Source organism: Mesorhizobium sp. M5C.F.Cr.IN.023.01.1.1 (genome assembly GCF_003997585.1).
GTDB lineage: Bacteria > Pseudomonadota > Alphaproteobacteria > Rhizobiales > Rhizobiaceae > Mesorhizobium > Mesorhizobium wenxiniae.
Map to the genome: position 1 here is coordinate 1 of NZ_RZSU01000233.1, position 1,319 is coordinate 1,319.

Sequence of the window (1,319 nt, forward strand, 5' to 3'; positions counted from 1 at the left end):
CGAGTTCCTGCTCTATGTGCCGACCGACGGCATCGCCTACAAGGCAGTGGTCCGCTGGCGCCGCGAAGACCGCATCGGCATCATGTTCACCGGCACCGAGCCCAAGCCCCACTGGCACTACGGCTAAATCCCTTTAACCACGCCTCCGCCTTGGGCGTACCAGAGATTTCAACTGGCATGGCAATAGAGCACCAGATCCCAGTGCATGCAGCCGTACTGGTCGCCAAGGCGGCCGATGAGGTCCTGGATATCAAATCCCTATTGGGCCGCACCTAAATTCCAGATGTCCCGATGCAGGCGCCATGTCCCGTCGTCGCCCTTTTTCCAGACGACGATGTACTTGCCCAGGCGCGGCGTCTTCACCGGGCGAGGCCTCATCAACGGCGAAGCCATCGTCCTCGATGAGAAGCTCCGTTCGGACTTTGCGGAATTGCGGTAGCAATCCCGCGACGCCAGTATGATCTGTATTTCGCCGCGGGGATTTCTGGGAAAATGAATGATGGCCGGCACGGGAACGACCCGGCCAATGTTCTTCGAGGTGAACAAAGGCCGAGCCTTATCTAATTTCCCGCCCGTAGCTCCTTCAGGTCACAGCGAATGATGCTGCCATGGGAAATGGCTGGCGAGCTGCGTTTGAGCTGCATCTCCCGTCCCGTCGCTGTCCAAAGAGAGCGACCCGGTTGAACTGTCGTAACTGACATGGTCGGAACGATCATGCGCAGCCGTAGACAGAGCGTCGGATGACTCCCCTCCCGACTTGAGCCCGTCAAAGAAGGCCTGGTCGAAGTGAGGCTTGTCTTGCAGCTTTTCCTGGAGCCAGCTGAAGTCGAAGGCGTCGTGCCCTCCGCGGCCGGACATGATCTCGGCGGCGCCGCCCTTGCTAGCGTTGGCACCGACATTTTCATTATCCTCGACGGTGTGGGCGAACCCGTTGCCGGCCGTCTTATCGTGCGAACCGGCGAGCGACTCCGAGCCGCCAGAAAGGGCGGCCAACACCCGGTCGACACTGCTGCCTGCCTTTTCGCCGCCATTGTCGACATGGGAGGTGTCGTTGCCGTCATGGTCTGCCGCCCAGTCGGCGCCGGCGGCTGCATGGGTCGCATCGGCACCACGGACACCGCCATTGCTGGTCGTGGGACGGGAAGCGGCGGCCGCAGTAGCGCTGTCGTCGCTCGCTGTGGTGTCGGAAGCGGTGGTCGCAGTAGCGCTGTCGTCGCTGATGGTGGTATCGGAAGCGGCGGCCGCAGTAGAGCTGTCGTCGCTCGTGGTGGTGTCGGAAGCGGCGGCCGCAGTAGAGCTGTCGTCGCTCGTGGTGGTGT

The 1,319-nt window shown here is 62.0% G+C and carries 1 protein-coding gene and 2 pseudogenes; 1 reads left to right on the top strand and 2 read right to left on the bottom strand.

Features of this window, described 5'->3' with window-relative positions:
* A pseudogene (locus EOA78_RS37655) lies at positions 1-127 on the top strand (PilZ domain-containing protein); the annotation flags it as partial.
* A gap of 131 nt (positions 128-258) precedes the next feature.
* Here the strand turns inward: EOA78_RS37655 and EOA78_RS35500 are convergent.
* Positions 259-546 carry a hypothetical protein gene (locus EOA78_RS35500; protein WP_127320360.1) on the bottom strand — a complete coding sequence of 96 codons (288 nt, stop codon included), beginning with the start codon at positions 544-546 and terminating at the stop codon, positions 259-261.
* A gap of 42 nt (positions 547-588) precedes the next feature.
* Positions 589-1,319 (bottom strand): annotated as a pseudogene (locus tag EOA78_RS36365) (hypothetical protein); the annotation flags it as partial.